Genomic DNA, 15241 nt, shown 5'->3' on the forward strand with positions numbered 1-15241 from the left:
CCGCCCCCGGATCGCAGCAGGCTCCGGCGTGACGGTCGCTTGCAGTCGCGCACGATGAACCTCACCCCGTCCGTAGGCCTGTGATGAGCGCAACCGTATCCGCCCGGGACAGTTCCGCCGGAGCCCGCCCGCGTCAGGACAGCCCGATCGACAGTTCATGCCCGATCGACGGCCTGTGCCGGGAGCGTGAACGAGGAACATCGACGCGGCGCATCCCGTTGAGACAGCCGTATTATGGGAGAAAACGCATGGTCGACGTCGCGCAGATCAAGGAACACGCCGAGGTCGTCGGCTCGGACGGAGCCCACGTCGGCACGGTCGATCACGTCGACAAGGGCGAGATCAAGCTGACGAAGAAGGACGCGGCCGCCGGGGGCCTGCACCACTACATCCCGGTCGATTTCGTCCAGGCGGTCGAGGGCGACACCGTCCGCCTCGACCGGCCGGCCGAGGAGGTCAAGCGCGAGTGGTCGACGTCCTGACCCCATGGGATCCGCGGCGCCTGGGCGTCGCGTTCCGCCCCCGCACAGGCCCGAACGCGGTGTCCACGGCGTTCGGCGCAACGGGCGACGAGCCCCCGGCCAACCGCTGCCGGGCTCCGTCATCGTCTCCGATGAGCGACCGGGAATGGCATCAACCGTGTTGAGCCGCGATGTCCGATGACGATGCCGAGGCGTTTCTGCGCGAAGTCCGCGCGGCGCTCGCCACCGCTCGCCCCGAGGAACCGTCCCTCGACAGCCTGCAGCGCCTGATGACCTGGCTGCAGACCACCGAGATGGAGGAAGCCCCGCCCGAGGCCGGCCGCGACGGCACGGAGGACGGGAAGGACGGCGAGGGCGCCGTCCCCGAAGTCTCGGAGCCGTGACAGACGATCCGGACGGAAGGGCCGGCCGAGCGTCGCACCAGGCCCGGGGAGGCGACCCTGCCCGAGGGGGCAGGCAGGGCCGCCGCAGCGGATCGGGCAGATCTGCTGGCTGCCGAGGCAGTCAAGGCATGGTGCGGCAGACAGGTTGCCGAAGAATGACCGAGCGGCGCCCGAAATGGCGTTCGAATCGGACCGGAGGCGCAGAACCCCTGCCAAGGCGTCGATCAACGATCCGTGTGGGGCGGAACGCCGGGCTGGGCGGATCCGTTTCAGCCGCCTCACGGGAGCGTACCATCATGAAGCTCGGTCTCGCCGCCTCGCTGGTCGCCAGCAGCCTTCTCTTCGTCGCCCCCGCACGTGCGCAGGGCACGGCGAACGCGCCCGGCGCGGTGCCGGGGTCGGCGGCCACCGCACCGGCGGCCAATCCCACGGCACCGGGGAGCAAGCCCGCGGCGCCGAAGGCGGATCGCACCGCGCGATCGAAGGAATGCTCGATGCAGGCCGACAAGCAGGGCCTGCACGGCAAGGCGCGCAAGGCCTTCCGGAATTCGTGCAAGCACGGCCGATCCTGATCCGGTCGTCCGGCGCGCCGCCTTGATCCCGCTCTCGCCGACCGTGCGTCCGCGACGTCGGCCCATCGGTGATGAGGTCGGCCGGATGCGGCTGTCCCTCCTCGGTGCCTGCATCCTGCTCGCCCTCGGCGGCTGCCAGGATCCGAAGCCCGGCCCCGCCGGCCCGGCCGGGCCGAAGGGCGACACCGGCCCGCCCGGCCCCCGAGGGGACGCGGGCCTCACCGGCGCGACCGGGCAGCGCGGCGCGACCGGCGACAGGGGCGAGCGCGGCGAGCCCGGTCCCGTCGGCCCCGCCCTCGACGGCCTGGTGCGGCAGGACGTGCTCTGCCGGCGCGACGAGATCCTGATCGGCGCCTATTGCCAAGGCTACGCGGTGCTTCCCTCGGTCACGATCACCGACGGCATCGCCACCGTCGGATGCATGGACCTGCAGTCCAAGCCCGCCAAGAACGCCCGACCGGTCGCGACCTGCCTGAAGAAGCCATGAGCGACCTCCAGTTCTGGCTCTTCCTCGCGGTCGCCATCCCCATCCTGCTCCTGCCGGCTGGGATCGCGGCCTGGAAGGGGCGCAACCTCTGGCCCGTCATCGCCCTGAGCCTCGTGTTCTGGCCGGGCGCGCTGGGTTTGGCCCTGCGGACCAGGCGGCGGTGACGGCGCTGACCGGTACTGCCGTGCATGCCCCCGGCATCGAGCGGACGACGCCGTTGCACACCATGCGCCGCGATGGTCCGCGGCGCCCTACCGGATGATTTGCCCGCCGGCCGATGCGGACGATGCTGGCGGACCCGGGATCACCGAGCCGCGGTCGCGCTCGCGGATGAAGCCGGCGACCGCCTCCGATTGCAGCGGCACCGAGAGGCGCTCGATGTGCGGGTCGTGCGCGAGCGCCTGCGTCGTCGCCCGCACGTTGGCGTAGGGGTTGCCCTCGGCGCTCTCCAGGAAGAAGGCGCGAGTCGATCGATGACGGCATCGAGTTCACGCATCCGTTCGCGAGACGGCGAGGGTTCGGTGCCGCTCCCGATGTCGCCGATGATGTCGCGGGATCGGACGAAGGGCAGAAGGTCAGGAGCCTTTTGAAGAGTAGAATATAGTTCGCCAGCGGCCCCAGATTGGAGATCGTCTTTCTGGCTCGCCGTCTGCATTAAAAATTCCCTCTCGTTGACTTCGGGCGAGGCCGGGCGGATTTTTCGCAGCCCTTCCCGGTCCCGTCCGACAGGCGTCGGACGCGCGTCCTCGCTCGGGTCGACTGCTTCGGGCGGCTGCACGCGCCATCGCGGCGCGCGGCACCCCGGCCTTCGAACGCCCGAGCGATCAGGAGAGTCCCATGAGCCATCTCCCGCCCGATGCCGTCGAGTTCATCGGCTTCGCGGCCCCCCGGCTGACCTCCGAGATCCATCCGGCGGAGGGTCCGGCGATCGACCGGGACTACCTCGACCGCCTCGCTCAGGCGCACGAGGCCGGCGGCTTCGACCGCATCCTCGTCGCCGCCTACTCGACGGCGCCGGACGCCCTGCTGATCGCGTCCCGGATCGCGGCGGTGACGCGACGGATCGGTCTGATGATCGCCCATCGCACCGGCTTCACCGCGCCGACGGTGGCCGCCCGGCAATTCGCGACGCTCGACCAGCTCACCGGCGGCCGCATCGCCATCCACGCGATCAGCGGCGGCGACGATCGGGACCTGGCACGCGACGGCGATCACCTGAGCAAGGACGAGCGCTACGCCAGGACGCGGGAATTCCTCGACGTCGCGCGCCTGTCCTGGACCGCGGAAACGCCGTTCGACTATTCCGGCAGCTTCTACCAGGTCGAGCAGGGGTTCTCGGAGGTGAAGCCGGTGCGGGCCGACGGCATCCCGGTGTTCTTCGGCGGCGCCTCGCCGGCGGCGCTCGACGTGGCCGGGCGCCATGCCGACACCTACGCCCTCTGGGGCGAGACGCTGGATCAGGTCCGCGACCTCATCGCCCGCGTCCGCGCCGCGGCGGCCCCCTACGGCCGGAATCCGCGCTTCAGCCTGTCGTTCCGGCCGATCCTCGCCGACACGGAGGCGGCGGCCTGGGCGCGGGCCGAGGCGATCCTCGCCAGGACCAGGGCCGTGCGCGCGGCCAGGGGCCTCGGCCCCGCGGCGACCCCGCAGAACGAGGGCGCGCGAAGGCTCCTCGCGGCGGCCGCGAGCGGCACCCGCCTGGACAAGCGCCTCTACACGGCGATCGCCGCCGAGACCGGCGCGGCCGGCAATTCCACCGCGCTCGTCGGCACGCCCGATCAGGTCGCCGAGGCGCTGCTCGACTATCACGACCTCGGCGTGCGCACCTTCCTGATCCGCGGCTTCGATCCGCTGGAGGATGCGATCGGCTACGGTCGCGACCTGCTGCCGGCCTTCCGCGCGCAGCTCGCCAACCGCTCCACCACCGCGGACGCCGCCTGATGCGCGCGCTTCTGACGGTTCTCGCGCTCCTCGTTGCCCTGATCCCCGCCCGGGCCGAGGACGTCCTCCGGGTCGGCGACCAGCGCGGCAACGCACGCGCGCTGATGGAGGCCGCCGGCGTCCTCGACGGGCTGCCCTACCGGCTGGCCTGGAGCGAGTTCCCGGCCGCCGCCCCGTTGCTCGAGGCCCTGAACGCCGGCGCGATCGATGCCGGCGGCGTCGGCGACGCGCCCTTCACCTTCGCCGCCGCCGCGGGCGTTCCGGTCAAGGCCTTCCTCGCCTTCCGGAACCGCCAGGACGGGCTCGCGATCCTGGCGGCGGCGGATTCGCCGATCCGCACGGTCGCCGACCTCAAGGGCAGGCGCATCGCGACGAACCGCGGCTCGATCGGGCATCAGGTGGTGCTCGCGGCCCTGGAGGAGGCCGGGCTGCCGGCCGATGCCGTCACCCTGAGCTTCCTGCCGCCGGCCGACGCCAAGATCGCCCTGGCCTCGGGCAGCGTCGACGCCTGGGCGACCTGGGAGCCCTACACCTCCACCGCCGAGCTCGCGGGCCTGGTCCGTGTCGTGCGCGACGGCAACGGCATCACGCCAGGCCTCAGCTTCGCCGTGGCGAGCGACGCCGCGCTGAAGGGCAAGCGCGCGCTGCTCGCCGATTTCGGGGAGCGGCTCGCGCGGGCCCGGGCCTGGGCGCTCGCCGACCCCGCCCCCTACGCGAAGGTCTGGTCGAAGCTCATCGGCCTGCCGGAGGCGGTGCCGCTGCGCTGGTTCGGCCGGGCGCAGTACCGCAACGTCCCGATCGACGAGGCCGTGATCGTCGACGAGCAGGCCAACATCGACCTCTACGTGCGCGCAGGCCTGATCCCGAAGGCGCGCGCGCCGCGGGCTGAGGCGATCTTCGACACGGGATTCCTGCAACCGGCTGCGTTACGCTGATCGGCCGACGAGCAGGATTCGAGCGATGCACGATCACCACGACGACCCGCACGACCACCCGCACGCCCAGGGCGAGCCGGGTCCGGGCGCCGAGCGCTGGAAGCACGACGGCGTCCGGGTGATCCCCGGCGACAGGCTCGACGCCAACACGGCGCAGACGCCGGGCATGTTCCGGCAGGCGGCGATCAACCATGCCCGCGTCGGCGCGCAGAAGATCTGGGCCGGCACCGTGGCGATCGAGCCCGACGCCAAGACCGGGGTGCACCATCACGGCGCGCTGGAGAGCGTGATCTTCGTGCTGTCGGGGCGCGCCCGGATGCGCTGGGGCGACCGGCTCGAATACGTCGCCGAAGCGGGCCCCGGCGACTTCATCTTCGTGCCGCCCTACGTGCCGCATCAGGAGATCAACGCCTCGCCCGACGAGACGCTGCAATGCGTGCTCGTGCGCTCCGACAACGAGGCGGTGGTGGTCAACATCCCGGAGGTCGAGCCGGTGGAGCGGCCGGAGACCGTCCACTGGGTCGATCCGATCCACAAGCATCCTTGAGGCCCGGCGCCGCGAGCGCTGAAACGGCGCAGGTCGCGGCGCGTTCTGCAATGCGGGCGCCTGAAAGGCCCAGTGCGACATTCACCATCGGCCGGCGGGACGGGACACCTTGGGACAGGACACGTTGCGCCTCGGCGCGTTCTTCTACGCCACCGGCCACCACGTGGCGGGCTGGCGCCACCCGTCGAGCGAGGCCGACGGCGGCCTCAACCTCGAGCGCTACGTCGGCTGGGCGCAGCGGGCCGAGGCGGCGAAGTTCGACCTCGTTTTCCTCGAGGACGGCTCCGGCATCCGCGACTCGAACCTGCGCTCGAGCGAGCGGACTGCGCGCTCGGCGCATTTCGAGCCGGTGACGCTGCTGTCGGCGCTGGCCGCCGTCACCAGCCGGATCGGGCTCGTCGCGACCACCTCGACCAGCTTCAACGAGCCCTACAACGTCGCCCGGCGCTTCGCCTCGCTCGACCACCTCAGCGGCGGCCGGGCCGGCTGGAACCTCGTGACCTCCACGACCGACGCCGAGGCCGCCAATTTCGGCGAGGCCGGCATCGCCCGCCACGGCGACCGCTACGCCCGGGCCGAGGAGTTCGTCGACGTGGTGCTGGGCCTGTGGAACACCTGGGACGACGGCGCCGTCGTCATCGATCGCGCCAGCGGCCAGTTCTCGAAGCCGGACGGCTTCCGCCCGCTGAACCATTGCGGCACGCATTTCGAGGTGCGCGGACCGCTCAACATCGCGCGCACGCCGCAGGGCCAGCCGGTGGTGGTGCAGGCGGGCTCGTCGGGGCCGGGCAAGGATCTGGCGGCCCGCACCGCCGAGGTCGTGTTCACCGCCAACCAGACGCTCGCGGAAGCGGTCGAGTTCGCCGGCGACCTCAAGGCGCGCCTGCCGCGGTTCGGCCGCGAGCCCGGCGACCTCAAGGTCATGCCGGGCCTGTTTCCCGTCGTCGGGCGCAGCGAGGCGGAGGCGCGGGCCAAGTTCGAGGCGCTGCAGGACCTGATCGACCCGGTGGTGGGCCTCGCCCTGCTCGAGCGGATGGTCGGCGGCTTCGACCTCTCCGGGTTCGATCCCGACGGCCCGGTGCCGGAGCTGCCGGAGGCCGAGGGCGCCAAGTCGCGCCAGCAGCTGATGTTCGACCTCGCCCGCCGGGAGGGGCTGACCCTGCGCCAGCTCTACCTGCGGATCGCCGGGGCGCGGGGCCACTCGCAGATCGTCGGCACGCCCATGCAGGTCGCCGACGAGATGGAGGCCCGCTTCCGCGCCGGCGGCGCCGACGGCTTCAACATCATGCCCGCGACCCTGCCCGGCGGCCTCGACGACTTCATCGAGCTGGTCCTGCCGGAGCTGCGCCGGCGCGGCCTCGTCCGGACGGAGTACGAGGGCCGCACGCTGCGCGGGCATCTCGGCACGCGTCCGCCCGCGGGCTTCGGCCCGGCGGCGCCGTCCGGCTCGGGCAGCGGCACGAAGGAGGGACGATGAGCCGGGACCGACGCCTGCATCTCGGGGCGTTCATGCGCCCGCTCGGCATCCATACCGCCTGGTGGCGCTATCCCGGCGGGTACCCGGACGCCAACTTCAACCTCGAGCATCTCGTCCACTTCGCCCGCCGGCTGGAGGCGGCGAAGTTCGGCGCCTTCTTCATGGCCGACCATCTCGCGGTGATGAACATGCCGCCGGCGGCCTTGCGCCGCTCGGCCACCGTGACCTCGTTCGATCCGCTGACCCTGCTGCCGGCGCTCGCCATGGTCACCGAGCGCATCGGGCTGATCGCCACCGCCTCGACGACCTACAACGAGCCCTACCACGTCGCCCGCAAGTTCGCCTCGCTCGACCACATCTCGAAGGGCCGCGCCGGCTGGAACCTCGTCACCTCGGGCAATCCCGACGAGGCGCACAACTTCGGCCGCGACGCACATGTCGAGCACGCCACCCGCTACGCCCGCGCCCGCGAGTTCTTCGACGTGGTGACCGGCCTCTGGGACTCGTTCGCCGACGACGCCTTCCGCATGGACCCCGAGAGCGGGCTGTTCTTCAACCCCGACAGGATGCACGTCCTCGATCACCGCGGCGCGTTCCTGAAGGTGAAGGGCCCCCTCAACGTCGCCCGGCCGGTGCAGGGCTGGCCGGTGATCGTGCAGGCCGGCGCCTCCGAAGCCGGACGGCAGATCGCCGCCGAGACCGCCGAGGTGGTGTTCGGGTCGAGCTCCACCCTGGAGGCGGGCCAGTCGTTCTACGCCGACGTCAAGGGCCGCATGCCGGCGCTCGGCCGAGACCCGGACCACCTCAAGATCCTGCCCGGCGCCTTCGTGGTGCTGGGCGGGACCGAGGACGAGGCCAGGGCCAAGAAGGCGCGGCTCGACGAGCTCGTCCATCCCGACAGCGGGCTCGCCAACCTCTCGGTGCGCCTCGGCGTCGACGCCTCGGGCTTCGCCCTCGACGCGCCGCTGCCCGAGATCCCCGAGACCAACGCGAGCAAGAGCGGGCAGGCGCAGATCGTCGACTACGCCCGCAGGACCGGCGCGACGGTGCGGGAGCTGGCGCGCAAGGTCGGCGGCTACGGTGGCCTTCAGATGGTCGGGACCGCGGCACAGGTCGCCGACCGGATGGAGGAGTGGCTCGACGGCCGGGCCTGCGACGGCTTCAACGTGATGTTCCCCTTCGTGCCGGAAGGCCTCGACGACGTGGTCGACCGGCTGGTGCCGGAACTGCAGCGCCGCGACCTGTTCCGCCGGGACTACGAGGGGACGACCCTGCGCGACCATCTCGGCCTGCCGCGCCCGGGCAACCGCTTCTTCGCCTGAGGGCCCCCCGGCAGACGATCCATCCCGGCACGCCCGTGCGTCGGTCCGAGGCGGATCGAAGCGCCGGGCAGCACCGCACGCCCGGATCGCCTCGACAAACCGGACGAAACGCCGTCAGATCGGCGCTCGAGAACCGCGCGGGGTCCCAGGTCGCACGCCAGAAGGAGCGACCGGCGAAGTCCCGTCGGCGATCCGGGAGGAGAGTGCGATGCGTCGGAACGCGCTGCTGTCGGCCCTGGCCGTCGCCACGAGCCTGTCCTGCATCGGCGGAGCCGCCGCCAAGCCGCTCACCTTCACCGGCATCCGGCTGATCGACGGCCTGTCGGCCGAGCCGGTCGCGGATGCGGTGCTGGTCGTCGACGGCGACCGCATCGTCGCGGCGGGGCCGCGCATGGCGGTCGCGGTGCCGTCCGACGCCGAGATCCGCGAACGGCCCGGGCACACGATCATGCCGGGACTGATCTCCGATCACTCTCACGTCGGCATCGTAAGGGGCGTCGACGTCGGCGCCCGGAACTACACGCGCGAGACCATCCTCGCCCAGCTCGAAGCCTACACCGCCCGGGGCGTCACCACGATCATGGCGCTCGGGCTCAACGGCGCGATCATGCCCGAGATCCGTGCCGAGGCGCATGCGGGTCTCATCCCCGGCGCCGACCTGTTCGGCGTCGACCGCGGCATCGGGGTGCCCGACGGCGGCCCGCCGCAGGCGATGGTGCGCGTCAGCCCGGATCAGCTCTTCCGCCCGGCGAACGCCGACGGGGGCCGCGACGCGGTCCGCGCGATGAAGGCGCGCGGCACCGACATGGTGAAGCTCTGGCTCGACGATTTCGGCGGCTCCGTGCCGGCCAAAATGCAGCCTTCCGTCTACGCGGCGGTGATCGACGAGGCCCATCGCCTCGGCCTGCGGGTCGCGGCCCACGTCCACGATCTCGAGGACGCGCGGGCCATGGTCCGGGCCGGGGTCGACGTGCTGGCGCACGGCGTCCGCGACAAGCCGGTCGACCCGGACTTCGTCGCGCTGCTGAAGGCGCACGACACCTGGTACATCCCGACCCTGGCCCTCGACGAGGCGACCTTCGCCTACGCCGACGCGCCGGCCTGGGCGCAAACGCCCTTCGTCCGGACGGCGCTCGCGCCCGACCTCAAGGCGCGGTTCGACGACCCCGCCTGGCAGCGCGACACCCGCGCGAGCGCCAAGGCGCAGGCCGCGCGCGCCTCGCTGGCCACGAACCTCGCGAACCTCAAGGCGCTCCAGACCGCCGGCGTCCGGATCGGGTTCGGGACCGACAGCGGCGCTGCTCCCGAGCGCGTCCCCGGCGTGGCCGAGCACCGCGAGCTGGCGCTGATGGTGCAGGCCGGGTTCACGCCGATGGAAGCCCTGACCATCGCGACGGCGCGGGCGGCCGACCTCCTCGGCCTCGCCGACCGCGGCCGCCTGGAAGCGGGTCGCCGCGCCGATTTCGTCGTGCTCGCCGCCGATCCGTCCGAGGACATCGCCGCCAGCACCCGGATCGTCGAGGTCTGGCAGCGCGGGCGCCCGCAGGCGGTCGCCCCGTCTGCCGCGCCCTGACGGCGCGTCGCAGCGTCAGCATTCTCAGGCGGAGCCTGCGATGCTTCCCCGGCACGCCGGCCGAGGCCGAGTTCTCGCAGGACAGGGCGGAACCCGCGTTCGCCGAGGCGGCGACGCGCCGCAGGGGCTCACGCGCCTGTGACGCGGCGGCTTGGCAACAATCGGGGGCGAGGGTGATTGGGCAGGGGCGCCACGGTCCCGGGCGCCCCTTTCATCCCCATACCGACGAGAGATTTATGACGCCTCAATTCTGGCTGTGGCTGGGCTTTGCAGGAATGGCGGCAGGCGCCGCCGTGATCCTGTTCATCGCGAAGCGGCGCACGCCCGCCGAAGAAGCCGACGGGATCATCCACGGAATCGTGCCGATCATCGCGGCCTGCTCCTACTTCGCCATGGCGACGGGCCAGGGCAGCATCACCCTTCCGGCCGGTCCCGATGCGGCGGAGGCTGCGCGGCAGTTCTACTTCGCACGCTATATCGACTGGACCTTCACCACGCCGCTCCTGCTCGTCGGGCTCTCGCGCACCGCGATGCATTCCGGCATGCGCCGGCCGGCCGTCGTCTGGGGGCTGATCGGCTCCGACCTGCTCATGATCGTGACGGCCCTGGCCTTCGGCCTGTCCGACGTCGCCGCCGTGAAGTGGACGTGGTTCGCCATCTCCTGCGGCGCGTTCCTGGCCGTGTTCTACGGGATCTTCGTGCAGCTGCGCGAGGAGAACGCCGGCGAGCGGGCCGACGTGCGCAAGGCCTTCCTGCGCAATGCCGTGTTCCTCACCGGGGTGTGGTGCGCCTACCCGGTGGTGCTGCTCGTCGGCCAGGACGGCCTCGGCATCCTGTCGCCGAGCCTCGCGCTGGCGGTGATCGCGATCCTCGATCTCACCGCCAAGGTCGTCTACGGCATCATGGCGACGCTGGAGACGACCCGCGCCGTCGACCGCGACCTAGCTGAGGGGCGGACGGCCACGACGCCGCTGCGCCGGGCGGCCTGATGCTCCTGGCGGCTCGATCGTCCCTCTCCCGCCTCGCGGGGCTCGACGGCGCGAGCCGCCACCGCATCCATGCGGGGGTGACCGGCCTGCCGCAGCTCGCCGCCGCGCTCCTCGCGCTCGGGCTGGTCGCCTCCGCGTTCCTCCCGCGCGAAACCTCCTGGCTCGTCGCCCTGACGGTCGTCATCGTCCTCGGCGTTCCGCACGGTGCGCTCGACGGCGCGGTGGCGGCCCCGCTGCTGCGCCCGCGCTACGGCCGAGCGTGGTTCGGGGTCTTCGCCATTCCCTATCTTGGCCTCTCGGCCCTCGTCCTCCTGGCCTGGCAGATCGCCCCCCTGGCGACGCTTGCGGGCTTCCTCGGGTTGTCGGTCCTGCATTTCGGCGAGGAGGATTCGGGCCCGGGCCGACCGTTCGAGGCGCTCGTGCGCGGTGGCCTCCCGATCGCCCTGCCGGCGCTCCTGCATCCGCCCGAGACGGCGGAGATCTTCTCGGCGGTCGCACGGGTGCCGATGCCGTCGCTTCCCGCCTGGTGGACGGCCGCCGCCTGGCTCTGGCTCGCCCTCGCGGCGGCCTGGCTCCTCGGCCGTCGCGTGCGGCCGGCGGTGCTGGCCGAGATGTCCGTCCTGGCCGCCGCCTTCTGGCTGCTGCCGCCGCTCACCGCGTTCACCCTGTACTTCGTCGTCCTCCATGGCCCCCGGCACATGCGGGCGCTGGTGCGGGACCCGGCGAAGGCGCCCGGCGTCGACACGATGCCGCGCGCCGTCCGCGCCGCGCTGCCGGTCTTCGCGTTGACGCTGCTGCTCGGCGCGGGGCTGTGGCCGCTCTACGCCGCCGGCGCCGCGGATGCGCCGGCCAACCTCCTGACCCTGACGCTCCAGATGCTGTCCGCCCTGACCGTGCCGCACGTCCTCCTCGACCGCATCGCGAGCCGGTCGCACGGCTGATCCCGGAGCCGTCGACACGCGGATCGCGCGGCGATCCGATCGGATCCGGCTCCGGGCTCGCCCGAGGGACCTCGGCATCGATCACCTCCGGCATCGATCCTCTCGCGCCGGCCACTGTAGGCGAGCGCGGCGACGCGCAGCGATCATCACCGCGATCGCCCAGGGTCGGACAGCTCCGAACGCACGCGCGACTTCGCGGCAAGTGCATTCGACCGATGTCTTGAAGTCGCCATCGGCGGACGATCAGAGCCGCCGAGTGACTTTTGCCACACTCCCGACGCAAAAGCCGAGCTTGCAAGTCCCGTCGGCTGTCACCGGTCTTGGCTTGGCAGTACATTGGCGCAGCGTCGGTCGGAGCGTGCTTCGATCGGGCCGCAGGACATGGGACGCTCGGGATCATGATCATGGATGGTGGGCGTGCCGATGCCGGCGCGATGGACCGGACCGCTCGGCTTCGGACGGCGCTTCTGAGCCGCAGGTCGTTCCTGGCCGGCTCGGCGGTCGGCCTCGGCGCCCTCGGCCTCGGCAGCTGCGCGACCACCGACGGCATCCTGCTGGCCGAGGCAGCCAAGACCTACGGGCCGATGCCGGACGAGAAGTTCCCGATCCCGGCGGTCGACATCAGCAAGGTCGACCCGAAATACTATCGCCGGACGGTACGCTACGAGACCAAGGAAGCGCCCGGCACGATCGTCGTCGATCCCGCCAACTACTACGTCTACCGCATCGAGGGCGACGGAGCCGCGACCCGCTACGGCGCCAATGTCGGGCGCGACGGGTTCCTCTGGCACGGCGACGCCTATGTCGGCCGCAAGTCGGAGTGGGCGACCTGGACGCCCCCCAAGGAGATGATCCGGCGCCAGCCGGAGGCGGCCCAATACGCCCGCGGCATGCCGGGCGGCCTCGACAACCCGCTGGGCGCCCGCACCCTGCATCTCTACCAGAACGGCGCCTACACGCTCTACACGATCTACGCCTCGAGCGAGCCCGACACGATCGGCACCGGCATCACGAGCGGCTGCGTCGGCCTGCTCAGCCAGGACATGATCCACCTCTACGCCCGGACGCCGGTGAAGACCAAGGTGGTCGTCCTCCCGGCGTAGCCGAACGTTCGACCCTGCCCGGGAAGCCGAGCCGGCGCGCCGTCTCGCGGCGGCGGTCTGCGCCGCGCCGAGGAAGCCGGGAAGACAGGCGGAAGGGGGTGTCTGAGACACCCTGCACCAGGACGCGTCACCGGGATATCGGCCGCCAGCACCGGAGGTGTTTGTGCGACCCATCGCCGCTTGGCCGACTACGCTCGGTCGTCGTCGCGCCCGGCACCCGGTCCTCGTCACGAGCTCGCCTGGGGCGAACCAGCACCCATGCAGCGGGACGACCGGCTCGTATCGGGATTCCTCGGCGCACGACCCTTCGCGGTTCAGGCGAGATGGCGCCCTTCCGCCAAGCCGAACTGGAGATAATGGTGCAGCGGATCCATGCCGGCCGCCGCCACGTCCGGGTTGGCGGCCAGGTATGCGGCCGTGTGGAACGCCGCGCTCGGGTCTCGGCCCTGGAACCATCCCGACTGCTCGTAGTGCAACAGCGGGTTGGTGCCGGATGCCGCCACGTCCGGGTTGGCGGCAAGGTAGCCGGTCGTCGAGAAGTAGGCGTCCGGGTCGCGGCCCTCCCGGGCGCCGTATGTGAGGTAGTGCGTGAAGGCAAACGAATCGGCGGTCGCGGTCTGCGTACGGGCGGCGGTGGCCACATCCGCGTTCGTGGCGAGGTAATAGGTCGCGTCGAAGTCGCCGTAGAGGTGGTGGCCGCCGCCTTGGGCGATCGTCAGCCCGGGAAACGCGGCGCGGCCTTCCGCCTGGCCGTAGCCGAGGTAGTGCGCCAGCGGGTCGACCTTCGCGGCAGCGACGTCCGGGTTCGCCGCGAGGTAGGCCTTGCCCGAGAAGCCCGGGCCGGGGCTGCGGCCCTCGCGCCAACCGAACATGTCGTAATGCGTCAGCGGGTTGACGCCAGCGGCAGCGACGTCGGGGTTGGCGGCAAGGTAGGCCGCGGTCGAGAAGAATGCGTTCGGATCGCGGCCCTCGTGCCAGCCGTACTGTGCGTAGTGCTGTTCGGGATCGACGTGGGCGCGCCAGACGTCGAGGTTGTGCGCGTCGTAGTAGAGGTCGTCGACGAGAGCCGATCCACGAGCCTCGTCTATCGTGCCGTCGGTGAAATGAAGGTGGCCGATGCCGGTGACATCGTGAACCATGCCATCCGGTCCCGTCAGCAGGGCATCACCATTGCGATAACCGACATTTGCCTGCGTGAACGCGAAAGCGAAGGTCGCGTCGGACGCTGGCGCAGGCGCGGCGGCGGTAACAGTAAGGGTGCTCGAGGCTGCGCCGCCATGACCATCACCTGCGATATACGTAAAGGACTCGACACCTGCAGCCTGAGATAGGTAGCTGTAATGACCGTCCGATCCGATCGTTAGGATACCATGCTGGCTTGCGATCGTGACTCCACCAGTGTTCGCAACGTCATAAGTCGTTCCGGCGGTCGTACGCACGGTCGTGACATGCAAAGCATTGCCGCCTAAACTGATGTCGTTGGCGAGCAAGTTCCCTGTCGCGATGGTGTGCGCGCTGAGCGTAAGGGCGTCAGCCTTCGCAATCGGCGTGCTGGCCACGGTAAAGTCGAACGAGACCGGCACCGCGGCGTTGCCGGCACGATCGGTCGCGGATGCCGTGACCGTGTGCGCACCGAGGCCGAAGGTCTGGCCGGACACGACGACAGCTTGGCCCTCCCTGAACACCACCGGATCGGCTCCATCGACCGCATCGTTGGACGCGGCCGTGAAGACGACCGGCGCACCGGCCGCGGAGGTCGCCTCGACCTGGGCGGACGGCCGCGCGCTGAGGGTCAGGTTGGGGCGCGTGGTATCGGCCACGGTGAAGTCGAACGCGATCGGCACCGCGGCGTTGCCGGCACGATCGGTCGCGGACGCGACGACCGTGTGCGCACCGAGGCCGAAGGTCTGGCCGGACACGACGACGGCTTGGCCTTCCTTGAACACCACCGGATCGGCTCCGTCGACCGCATCGGTGGACGTGGCCGCGAAGACGACCGGCGCACCGGCCGCGGATGTCGCCTCGACCTGAGCGGACGGTTGCACGCCGAGCGTCAGGTTGGGGCGCGCGGTGTCGGCCACGGTAAAGTCGAACAAGACCGGCACCGCGGCGTTGCCGGCACGATCGGTCGCGGACGCGACGACCGTGTGCGCACCGAGGCCGAAGGTCTGGCCGGACACGACGACGGCTTGGCCCTCCCTGAACACCACCGGATCGGCTCCGTCGACCGCATCGGTGGACGCGGCCGCGAAGACGACCGGCGCACCGGCCGCGGATGTCGCCTCGCCCTGAGCGGACGCTTGCACCCCGAGCGTCAGGTTGTGGCGCGCGGTGTCGGCCACGGTAAAGTCGAACACGACCGGCAACGCGGCGTTGCCGTCACGATCGGTCGCGGACTCGACGACCGTGTTGGCACCGAGGCCGCAGGTCTTGCGGGACACGACCGCGGCTTGGCCCCCGCTGAAAGCACACGAATGTGACCCGTTGAT

The 15241-nt window shown here is 71.4% G+C and carries 16 protein-coding genes; 14 read left to right on the forward strand and 2 right to left on the reverse strand.

All coding sequences use genetic code 11. The features are described from left to right. The first annotated feature begins 248 nt into the window (after window positions 1-248). The 5 genes from MKK64_RS15795 to MKK64_RS15815 all read left to right on the forward strand — a co-directional run bounded on the left by MKK64_RS15795 (window position 249) and on the right by MKK64_RS15815 (window position 2088). Window positions 249-482, forward strand: coding sequence for a DUF2171 domain-containing protein (locus tag MKK64_RS15795; protein WP_243933815.1), 234 nt, complete (start codon window positions 249-251; stop codon window positions 480-482). 170 nt (window positions 483-652) lie between these two features. Then, entirely contained in the window at window positions 653-865 is a 213-nt protein-coding gene (locus MKK64_RS15800; protein WP_243935838.1) for a hypothetical protein, read from the forward strand. 296 nt (window positions 866-1161) lie between these two features. Continuing rightward, window positions 1162-1437, forward strand: a complete 276-nt coding sequence (locus MKK64_RS15805) for a PsiF family protein (RefSeq protein WP_243935840.1) — start codon at window positions 1162-1164, stop codon at window positions 1435-1437. Window positions 1438-1522: 85 nt separating this feature from the next. Further along, window positions 1523-1924, forward strand: a complete 402-nt coding sequence (locus MKK64_RS28105) for a hypothetical protein (RefSeq protein ID WP_279593213.1) — start codon at window positions 1523-1525, stop codon at window positions 1922-1924. Continuing rightward, window positions 1921-2088 (forward strand): hypothetical protein, encoded by a 168-nt coding sequence (locus MKK64_RS15815; RefSeq protein WP_187275395.1) that lies wholly within the window; start codon window positions 1921-1923, stop codon window positions 2086-2088. The genes MKK64_RS28105 and MKK64_RS15815 overlap by 4 nt, the downstream gene beginning before the upstream one ends. A gap of 87 nt (window positions 2089-2175) precedes the next feature. On the opposite strand, the gene MKK64_RS15820 is transcribed toward MKK64_RS15815, so the two are convergent. Then, complete coding sequence (locus tag MKK64_RS15820; RefSeq protein WP_187275396.1) at window positions 2176-2343, reverse strand: hypothetical protein; 168 nt, start codon at window positions 2341-2343, stop codon at window positions 2176-2178. A gap of 418 nt (window positions 2344-2761) precedes the next feature. Here MKK64_RS15820 and MKK64_RS15825 point away from each other — a divergent pair, with 418 nt between their 5' ends. The 9 genes from MKK64_RS15825 to MKK64_RS15865 all read left to right on the forward strand — a co-directional run bounded on the left by MKK64_RS15825 (window position 2762) and on the right by MKK64_RS15865 (window position 12752). Next, complete coding sequence (locus MKK64_RS15825) at window positions 2762-3865, forward strand: LLM class flavin-dependent oxidoreductase (RefSeq protein ID WP_243935842.1); 1104 nt, start codon at window positions 2762-2764, stop codon at window positions 3863-3865. Beyond that, the gene (locus MKK64_RS15830; RefSeq protein ID WP_243935844.1) at window positions 3865-4800 is read left to right on the forward strand and encodes an ABC transporter substrate-binding protein; all 936 of its coding nucleotides are present in this window, start codon (window positions 3865-3867) and stop codon (window positions 4798-4800) included. Before MKK64_RS15825 ends, MKK64_RS15830 begins: the two co-directional genes overlap by 1 nt. Before the next feature lie 25 nt (window positions 4801-4825). Continuing rightward, on the forward strand, window positions 4826-5347 hold the full coding sequence (locus MKK64_RS15835) for a cupin domain-containing protein (RefSeq protein WP_243935846.1): 522 nt from the start codon (window positions 4826-4828) through the stop codon (window positions 5345-5347). Window positions 5348-5456: 109 nt separating this feature from the next. Next, a complete protein-coding gene (locus tag MKK64_RS15840; RefSeq protein ID WP_243935848.1) occupies window positions 5457-6824 on the forward strand; it encodes an LLM class flavin-dependent oxidoreductase in 1368 nt (455 codons plus the stop codon). Then, window positions 6821-8146 carry an LLM class flavin-dependent oxidoreductase gene (locus MKK64_RS15845; RefSeq protein WP_243935850.1) on the forward strand — a complete coding sequence of 442 codons (1326 nt, stop codon included), beginning with the start codon at window positions 6821-6823 and terminating at the stop codon, window positions 8144-8146. The genes MKK64_RS15840 and MKK64_RS15845 overlap by 4 nt, the downstream gene beginning before the upstream one ends. Window positions 8147-8354: 208 nt before the next feature. Beyond that, entirely contained in the window at window positions 8355-9719 is a 1365-nt protein-coding gene (locus MKK64_RS15850) for an amidohydrolase family protein (protein WP_243935852.1), read from the forward strand. Between the two features lie 236 nt (window positions 9720-9955). Then, complete coding sequence (locus MKK64_RS15855; protein ID WP_147841578.1) at window positions 9956-10708, forward strand: bacteriorhodopsin; 753 nt, start codon at window positions 9956-9958, stop codon at window positions 10706-10708. Then, complete coding sequence (locus MKK64_RS15860; RefSeq protein ID WP_243935854.1) at window positions 10708-11649, forward strand: Brp/Blh family beta-carotene 15,15'-dioxygenase; 942 nt, start codon at window positions 10708-10710, stop codon at window positions 11647-11649. The genes MKK64_RS15855 and MKK64_RS15860 overlap by 1 nt, the downstream gene beginning before the upstream one ends. 398 nt (window positions 11650-12047) lie before the next feature. Beyond that, window positions 12048-12752: a L,D-transpeptidase gene (locus MKK64_RS15865; protein WP_147841580.1), complete on the forward strand. Its 705-nt coding sequence runs from the start codon at window positions 12048-12050 to the stop codon at window positions 12750-12752. Window positions 12753-13066: 314 nt separating this feature from the next. Here MKK64_RS15865 and MKK64_RS15870 read toward each other — a convergent pair whose 3' ends face one another. Continuing rightward, complete coding sequence (locus tag MKK64_RS15870; RefSeq protein ID WP_243935855.1) at window positions 13067-15193, reverse strand: HYR domain-containing protein; 2127 nt, start codon at window positions 15191-15193, stop codon at window positions 13067-13069. Window positions 15194-15241: the final 48 nt, after the last annotated feature.

The sequence above is a fragment of the Methylobacterium sp. E-025 genome, assembly GCF_022829705.1.
Lineage (GTDB): Bacteria > Pseudomonadota > Alphaproteobacteria > Rhizobiales > Beijerinckiaceae > Methylobacterium.

Excerpts from the sequence above, each read along its gene's own strand:
- MKK64_RS15795 (WP_243933815.1), top strand. The coding sequence starts at position 249 with ATGGTCGACGTCGCGCAGATCAAGGAACACGCCGAGGTCGTCGGCTCG.
- MKK64_RS15800 (WP_243935838.1), top strand. The coding sequence starts at position 653 with ATGTCCGATGACGATGCCGAGGCGTTTCTGCGCGAAGTCCGCGCGGCG.
- MKK64_RS15805 (WP_243935840.1), top strand. The coding sequence starts at position 1,162 with ATGAAGCTCGGTCTCGCCGCCTCGCTGGTCGCCAGCAGCCTTCTCTTC.
- MKK64_RS28105 (WP_279593213.1), top strand. The coding sequence starts at position 1,523 with ATGCGGCTGTCCCTCCTCGGTGCCTGCATCCTGCTCGCCCTCGGCGGC.
- MKK64_RS15815 (WP_187275395.1), top strand. The coding sequence starts at position 1,921 with ATGAGCGACCTCCAGTTCTGGCTCTTCCTCGCGGTCGCCATCCCCATC.
- MKK64_RS15825 (WP_243935842.1), top strand. The coding sequence starts at position 2,762 with ATGAGCCATCTCCCGCCCGATGCCGTCGAGTTCATCGGCTTCGCGGCC.
- MKK64_RS15830 (WP_243935844.1), top strand. The coding sequence starts at position 3,865 with ATGCGCGCGCTTCTGACGGTTCTCGCGCTCCTCGTTGCCCTGATCCCC.
- MKK64_RS15835 (WP_243935846.1), top strand. The coding sequence starts at position 4,826 with ATGCACGATCACCACGACGACCCGCACGACCACCCGCACGCCCAGGGC.
- MKK64_RS15845 (WP_243935850.1), top strand. The coding sequence starts at position 6,821 with ATGAGCCGGGACCGACGCCTGCATCTCGGGGCGTTCATGCGCCCGCTC.
- MKK64_RS15850 (WP_243935852.1), top strand. The coding sequence starts at position 8,355 with ATGCGTCGGAACGCGCTGCTGTCGGCCCTGGCCGTCGCCACGAGCCTG.
- MKK64_RS15855 (WP_147841578.1), top strand. The coding sequence starts at position 9,956 with ATGACGCCTCAATTCTGGCTGTGGCTGGGCTTTGCAGGAATGGCGGCA.
- MKK64_RS15860 (WP_243935854.1), top strand. The coding sequence starts at position 10,708 with ATGCTCCTGGCGGCTCGATCGTCCCTCTCCCGCCTCGCGGGGCTCGAC.
- MKK64_RS15865 (WP_147841580.1), top strand. The coding sequence starts at position 12,048 with ATGATCATGGATGGTGGGCGTGCCGATGCCGGCGCGATGGACCGGACC.